This window comes from Flavihumibacter sp. CACIAM 22H1 (genome assembly GCF_001601815.1).
Classification (GTDB): Bacteria; Bacteroidota; Bacteroidia; order Chitinophagales; family Chitinophagaceae; genus Flavihumibacter.
This window is the reverse complement of sequence record NZ_LUKG01000047.1, coordinates 21169-27782: the sequence shown is the minus strand read 5'-3', so window position 1 is coordinate 27782 and position 6614 is coordinate 21169. Positions and strand designations below refer to the sequence as shown.

Annotated in this window: 4 protein-coding genes; all 4 read left to right on the top strand. The window is 46.7% G+C overall.

Annotation, left to right across the window (positions count from 1 at the left end; translation table 11 throughout):
* The coding region (locus tag A1D16_RS13485) for an ATP-binding protein (RefSeq protein ID WP_290710340.1) at positions 1-1151 on the top strand (1151 nt) is incomplete at its 5' end.
* The gene (locus tag A1D16_RS13480; RefSeq protein WP_290710338.1) at positions 1115-1975 is read left to right on the top strand and encodes a response regulator; all 861 of its coding nucleotides are present in this window, start codon (positions 1115-1117) and stop codon (positions 1973-1975) included. The genes A1D16_RS13485 and A1D16_RS13480, both read left to right, overlap by 37 nt.
* A gap of 171 nt (positions 1976-2146) precedes the next feature.
* The gene (locus A1D16_RS13475) at positions 2147-5320 is read left to right on the top strand and encodes a TonB-dependent receptor (RefSeq protein ID WP_290710335.1); all 3174 of its coding nucleotides are present in this window, start codon (positions 2147-2149) and stop codon (positions 5318-5320) included.
* 10 nt (positions 5321-5330) lie between these two features.
* Positions 5331-6614, top strand: a 1284-nt coding sequence (locus tag A1D16_RS13470) for a RagB/SusD family nutrient uptake outer membrane protein (protein WP_290710333.1), incomplete at its 3' end; no start/stop codon positions are given.

Sequence of the window (6614 nt, the reverse complement as noted above, 5' to 3'; positions counted from 1 at the left end):
TATCCGAACTGAACGAATTGGAACTAGCCCACCACCAAAACGATTTTTCGCTGCAGTTTGCCGCACTTGGTTACTCTAATTCGGCAAAAATCAGGTATGCCTACAAACTCGAAGGCTTTAACAAAGACTGGATTATTCCAAACGGCAATGCTAGAACGGCCACCTATACCAATATAGATCCGGGTACTTATACATTCCGGGTAAAAGTATCGAACGATGATGGAAGCTGGAATGAAAACGCATTGGAATTAAAACTGCGGATTACCCCGCCCTTCTGGAAAACACCCCTTGCTTATTTTTTATACGTTGTATTAACGGCCGCTGCCCTTTATTTTCTGCGCAAAGAAGTGATCCGAAGAGAACAGGTGCGTATGCAATTACAGGTAGAACGGCAGGAAGCTGCCCGCATTCGCGAACTGGACGAAATGAAAACACGCTTCTTTACCAATGTTAGCCATGAATTCAGAACACCGATTTCACTTATCCTGATCCCTATCCAGAAACTTATCAAGGAAACTGCCGCCGGCGAAATGAAAAACCAGTATGAACTGATCAACCGGAATGCCAGGCGTCTTTTGAATATGGTGAATGAATTGCTGGATTTCCGCCGCTTGCAGGAAAACGAACTGCACCTGCACCCCACCGAATCAGATATTATTCAATATATACAGGAAGTGGCCGCCTCCTTCAATGACATGGCCAATAACAAACACATTGAGTACCGTTACCAGGGAATTACCAGCCCTTTGCAGATGTTATTTGATAAGGACAAAATTGAACGCATTCTATTCAACCTGCTTTCCAATGCCTTTAAGTTTACGCCCGAACGCGGGCAGGTGAAGGTAGTGGTCGGTATCCGCAAAACAGAAGAACAGGCCCTGCTGGAAATACAGGTTATTGATAACGGAATAGGTATTCCGGCCGATCAGAAAGACCGGATCTTTGATCGGTTTTACCAGACCAATTCGCATGAACATGTGTTAAACCAGGGAAGCGGTATCGGGCTATCGATTACCCGGGAGTTTGTAGAAATGCACGGAGGTACCCTATCGGTTTCAGACACCTCCCCAAAGGCAGTTGTTTTACCGTGTTGTTGCCGATCAGAACAAAATCCGTGGCCAATCCAAAACAGGGAACACTGCTACCCCTAGCCGAACCGGGTACTCACCTGTTCAAAAAGCCCACTATTTTGTTAGTAGAGGACAATGATGAGTTCAGAACCTACCTGAAAAACAGCCTGGAAGAACATTTTACGATCCTGGAAGCAGTGCAGGGAATGGAGGGCTGGAAAAAAGTACTCAGTTCGCACCCCGACCTGGTGGTAAGTGATATTAGCATGCCCCTTTTATCGGGCATTGAACTTTGCCGTAAGATAAAAACAGATGCCCGCACCCGGCATATTCCGGTATTGTTATTAACGGCGCTGGAAGGCGAGGAAACAGAACTACAGGCCCTGGAAACCGGTCCGAATGATTATATCACCAAACCATTTAACTACGATATTCTTTTTTCAAGGATCAAAAACCTGCTCAACTACCAGTCGGTAGTGCGAGAAACCTTCCAGAAACAGGTAGCAGTGAATCCTTCAGAACCTGCTGTTGAAGAAGAAGGCGAAGACCAGTTCATCCGCAAAGCCCTGGCAGTTATTGAAAAAAATATGGCCAACCCTGAATTTAATGTCGATAACCTGCGGCAGGAACTTTTATTAAGCCGAACCAGCCTGTATAAAAAAGTGTTGGCACTGACGGGGCAAACACCCATTGAATTCATCCGCCAGATCCGTTTAAAAAGAGCGGCTCAATTACTGGAAAAGTCGAATCACAACGTTACGGAAGTGGCTTACATGGTTGGATTTAACAACCCCAAGTATTTTGCGCGCTACTTTAAAGAGCAGTTTGGGCAGCTTCCCTCCCACTACCAACAAGAGCGAAAAGCAAAAAATGTTTCAAGTACAGGCAGTTTTCCCGCCGATTAAACAAACAATGCCCCTGAAAAGTCGAAAAAACTGGGGTAGGCTAACATTTTGATACCCTCAAAGAACAATTTTCAGCCCCTGATTTTTTGGATACGGTAATAAATTAGGTCTCAGGTAATCGCGCAGCTTAGCCGGTTCCGGATCATTTATAACGTATCAATTTGCTTGCTTATGCAAAAAACCAACACTATCTGCAGGTGGGTTTCCCATCTCTGCGTTTTTCTGTTTGGCCTGCTTCTGAGCCATTCGCTTTCCGCTCAAACCGAGGGTAAAAAAATTTCGGGACGTATCCTGGACGCCAACAGGAATCCGATTTCCGGGGCTACCATTATGGTAAAAAACACACAGCGCGGATTTAATTCTGATCAGAACGGAGATTTTAGCCTCACGGCAAAGCCGGGAGAAGTATTAGTTTTTTCTTATATCGGTATGGAAAGCAAAGAAGTGGCCGTCAGCGCTTCTACCAGTACCCTGTCGGTTATACTGCGGCAGGCCAATGCCAATATGAGTGAAGTGGTGGTTATTGGTTATGGTACCGCCAAAAGGGCCAACCTTACCAGTGCACAAACCACGGTTACAGCCAAGGAAATGGACCGCACCATCAATACCACGCTGGAGCAGGCCATCCAGGGCCGGGCTGCCGGCGTGTATATTACCCAAAACTCCGGGCAACCCGGGGGCGGTATTTCAGTAAATATCCGGGGGGTTAGTACCATTACCGGGCGTACCGAACCCCTGTATGTGATCGACGGTATTCAAATTCAGAACAACAACGTGGAATTTGGAAGCAACAGCTCCTCTAACCCGTTGGCCGGTTTAAACCCCTCCGATATTGAAGACATACAGCTGTTGCAGGGGCCTTCAGCTTCGGCTATTTACGGGTCAAGAGCTACCAACGGGGTGGTTTTGATTACCACCAAAAGAGGAAAAGCAGGTACTACAAAATTCAACTACGGCTTCCAGCACAGCATTCAAACACCGCCCAAAAAGATGGAGGTCATGAACCTGCGCCAATATGCCACCATGGTAAACCAGTTTCATGCTATTGCAGGTGGTGAAACACCTACCGAATTCCTGGATCCCAGTTTATTGGGCGAGGGTACCGACTGGCAGGGCGAACTCTTTAAGAACGCCCCTATGCAAAAACACCAGCTGAGTGCCAGCGGGGGAAATGATAAAACTACTTTTTTCATGTCAGGTGAATACCTGAAGCAGGATGGGGTAGCTGCCGGTTCGGGATTTGACCGGGTATCTGCCCGGTTGAATGTTGACAATAAACCCACCAATTGGGCGCAGATCGGGGTTAACCTAAGCGTAAACCGAACCAATGAAAACCTGACAACCAGCCAGGAAAATATCATTGCCAATGCCATTCGCCTAACGCCGCAGATCCCGGTTAAAAATTTTGACGGATCCTGGGCCGGGGGCGATGAAAACAATGGTGCCAACCAGTTTGCGCCCATCAACCCACTGGCTATTGCAGAACTTACTACCAATAAATTTGTACGACACCAAATTCTTGGAAACATTTACGCCAATATTAAGCTGTACAAAGACCTGCAGTTTAAAACCAGTTTCAATACCAATGTAGGGTTTGCAAACGGAGACTATTTTTTGCCGGCCTATAAAATCGGCTGGGCTGTGAATGACCGGCCTACCTACTCCAGCCAGGCCAATACCAATAGCTATTGGGGATGGAACCAGTTACTGGAGTATACCAAACAAATCGGCAATCATACTATTACAGCCATGGCCGGCCATGAAGCACAGGCTTCTAACTGGAAAAACAACGGCGCTTCAAGGGCTGGATATCTGACCAACGACATCCTGGATATTAATGCCGGCGATCCGCTCACCGCTACCAACTCCGGTGGTTCCGGCGACTGGGCCATGGAATCGTATTTTGGCAGGATCAACTACAGCTATGATAACCGCTATATCCTGAATGGAACCATTCGGTGGGATGGCTCCAGTGTAGTGGGTGAAAACAAACGCTGGGATCGCTTCCCCTCCCTCTCTGCCGCCTGGCGTATTTCACAGGAAAAATTCTTTGACGTTCCTTTTATCAGTGAGCTGAAACTGCGTTACGAAACCGGCGTTACCGGTAACCCGGGCTCCGGCGGAATCTTCTCCCCCCTTCAAACAGCGCCTACACCCTGGGGTACGGGCTTTTTGCCAGGCACCTATGCCAACCCTGATCTGAAATGGGAAGAAACCAAAACCAATAATTTCGGGTTGAATATAGGTTTGGCCAATAACCGCATTAACCTGGAGTTTGATTATTATATCCGTAAAACAGATAACCTGCTGCTGGTAAATCCCCTGCCCTGGTATATGGGTACCAATGGTACCGGAGCAGTAACCTCCCCTACGGTAAATATCGGCTCTCTGCAAAACAATGGCTGGAGCTTTACCCTTAATACCGTTAACGTCAATAACAATAAGTTTCGGTGGGAGTCCAATTTCAATATCTCCAGTTTTGTTACCAAAATCACCAAATTCTATTCTGAATCGGCCTTTGTTGACAGAACCTCCTGGTGGTTGGAAGACTGGACCCAAAGAGCCAGCGTGGGCAGCGCGCCCTGGTTATTCAGGGGTTATGTAGAAGAAGGCGTTTTTAAAAGCATTGAAGAAATTGAAAACAGCGCCGTACCGGTTGACAATAATGGAAACAGGCTTCCCATTGATGAAGCAACCGGGCTTTGGGTAGGTGATGTAAAGTTTAAGGATATCAATGGAGATGGCATTATAAACGAACAGGATCAAACCAATATCGGTAATCCCTGGCCGAAATTATTTGCCGGCTTTACCAATAACTTTTCTTACAAAGGATTTGACCTGAGCATCCTTATTACAGCTACCTACGGAAATGATATCTACAATTATATTTCCAAAGTAAGCACCAACCCCAATAATATAAACCTGAGCAGGAACCTGCTGACAGATGTAATGGATTTTGCGAAACCAATGGTAGACGGAGGTGGAAAAGTAGTACTTCAAAACCCCAACACCACTATTCCACGCATTTCCTACGGCCCCAATAATAACCATGCACGGCCTACCAGCCGCTGGGTAGAAGACGGGTCCTTTATACGCCTAAAAAATATTACGCTGGGTTATAACCTGCCAGCTTCTATTCTGAGCAAACAGAAATTTATTAAAGGAGCAAGGTTATCGTTAAGCGGACAAAATATTTTCACCCTCACCAAATACAGCGGGCTTGATCCGGAAGTGGGTGCCTATGTTGGAAGAGATGCCAGCCCTACCAACCAGGCCATCGGTCTTGATTTTGGCCGCTATCCGCTTACCCCCGTGTATGCATTTTCAATTGGTTTGGATTTTTAAACGATTTACCATGAAAAGAACAAGATCTATTTTATACAGTGTAGTACTGCTGTTGGCGGTACTTATTTCAGCCTGTTCCAAAGATTTTTTAGACCGTCCGCCATTGGATTCTATTACCGACGGAAATTTTTATAAAACCGACGAGCAGGTACTGGCAGCAACCTCCTTATTGTACAGTAAGGTTTGGTTCGATTACAATGATAAAGCGTCGTATAACCTGGGCGATTTCCGGGCAGGCACCGCCTATTCTGCCTGGAACGACCGCGGGAATGTATTGTTTAATACAACAGGTGTAACTCCTGAAAACGGAACTGCCTGGCGCTCCTTCTTTATTGTAGTAGGACAGTCGAACCTGGCCATTCAGAACATTAATAAATATGCGGGCGACGGGGTATCTGCCACCGTGAAAAAAGCTGCGCTAGCGGAAGCCCGCTTTATGCGCGCACTGGCCTATCGTTTCCTGGTAATGAACTGGGGAGCTGTTCCTATCATCGAAAACAATCTTACACTCTTGTCCGACACAACCATAACCCGCAACACCGTAACCAGTGTATGGCGGTTTATTACAAACGAAATGCGGGCAGTAGTGGAAGATTTGCCGGTTACCTCATTGCGACCCGGGCGCCTGAATAAATGGGCAGCCGAAGCTATGCTGGCCAGGTTTTATCTTACCCGGGCGGGAGTAAGCGCAGAAGGCAGCGGTCAGCGGAACCAGCAATTTCTCGACAGTGCTAAATATTATGCCGAACGCGTAATAACCCAAAGCCCGTATAAATTACTGGAAAACTATGCCAGTTTATTTACCTACCCTTACGATAATAATTCGGAGTCGGTGTTTTCTCTGCAATGGGCTTTTTCGCCCGGTGCATGGGGTTCACAAAATTCCACACCCGCTTACCTGGCTTATAGTGCCGATATTGCCAATGGCGATGGCTGGGGTGGAGATAAAGGGGCTACCTGGTGGATGATATCGCAATATGAAGGCATAACCGTTACCCCTACCGGCTTACAGGGCAGAACACTTGATCAGCGCCTGAAAGCTACGTTTATGCTGCCAGGTTTTCATTACCCGGAAATTACACAAAGCATACCGGGTGGCGAACAGGAACTGGTGTTCCCTTTTACCGGATCTGATAATAATTTCCTGTCGGTTAAAAAATACGTATGCGGAAAAGCAAAGGATATGGATGGCAAAGCTGCTTCGCAATACTATGAATACGATACCTACATGATGCGCCTGGCCGAACTCTACCTGATTTATGCAGAAGCAGTATTAGGAAACCAGGCAAGTACC

What these genes read in the sequence shown, in the direction of transcription:
- A1D16_RS13475 (WP_290710335.1), top strand. Translation starts at nt 2,147, where the DNA reads ATGCAAAAAACCAACACTATCTGCAGGTGGGTTTCCCATCTCTGCGTT.